Annotated in this window: 1 protein-coding gene; it reads right to left on the reverse strand. The window is 60.4% G+C overall.

The genetic code is table 11. The features are described from left to right. Nucleotides 1–18: 18 nt before the first annotated feature. The coding region (locus ACM42_RS08390; protein ID WP_271527487.1) for an IS481 family transposase at nt 19–997 on the reverse strand (979 nt) is incomplete at its 5' end.

Below are 997 nucleotides of genomic sequence, written 5' to 3' on the forward strand. Positions count from 1 at the left end.
CGTCATTGCTGTCGATGTTCAATAATTCGCTGATTGGATCGCGGTGGTCTTGGAAGCGGCGAAGGCCTTGGGAGTTTGTCCAGCCAAGGCCTGATGGGGTCTGTGGTTGTTGTAGTAGACGAGGTATTCGAACAGTTCGTTGGCAAAGTGATCGAGGTTGTCGAAGGTCGTGCCCTCGATGACGTCATCATCCAGCGTGCGCCGGAAGCGTTCGACTTTGCCATTGGTTTGCGGCCGATAGGGCCTGGTGTAGCGGTGTTTGATGCCGAGCTCGAGCAGCATGGCCTCGAACGGATGCTCGTCCGGCTTGGTGCGGGCAGCAAACTCGGCGCCGTTGTCGGACAGAATTTCCTGGAAGACCAGCCCGTAAGTGAGGTTGAGGGTGTTGATCATCTTCAAGGTCTTGAACATGACCGGCAGCGCCTTCTTGGAGGTCAGGACCTCGGCCCAGGCCAGACGCGAGCAACTGTCGATCAGGCTGATGATGTAGGCCGTGACCGGGGGTGGCGCGAGGAACATGTCGCGCGGCAATTGATGCAGATCGACGTGGCCCAGCTCCCCGAGCTTGTCCTTGATAATACGGCGTTTCTCCTCGCGCATCGCCGGCGTGCGGCGGTTCAGCTGGTGGCGCCTCAGCACCCGGTAGATCGTGATCGGTGAGGGTACCGTGTCGCGCGTCTCGCGCAAGACGGCATGAATCTCATAACGGTTCATCCCCCGCTTGCGATGGGCGACGATCTCCGCCTCGATTCCTTCCGGCTCGCGCCGTTCCCGCCACTTGGGGCCGCGCCGCCGCGGCAGCAGGTCCGCTTCCTCGCCGCTCTGCAAATAGCGATTGTAATACTTGCGGAACGTCTGCGAGCAGGTGCCGTGGTGCCGATAGAAGTCGCCGACCCGCTTGAACAGCGGCGATCGGCCAGCCTTCACCGCCTCATACTCCGGGATCAGAAAACGCCACTTCTGTAGATAGTTGCGCTCAATCGTCCGGTCGTAGCTG

This window comes from Bradyrhizobium sp. CCBAU 25338, from assembly GCF_028128965.1.
Taxonomy (GTDB): Bacteria; Pseudomonadota; Alphaproteobacteria; order Rhizobiales; family Xanthobacteraceae; genus Bradyrhizobium; species Bradyrhizobium liaoningense.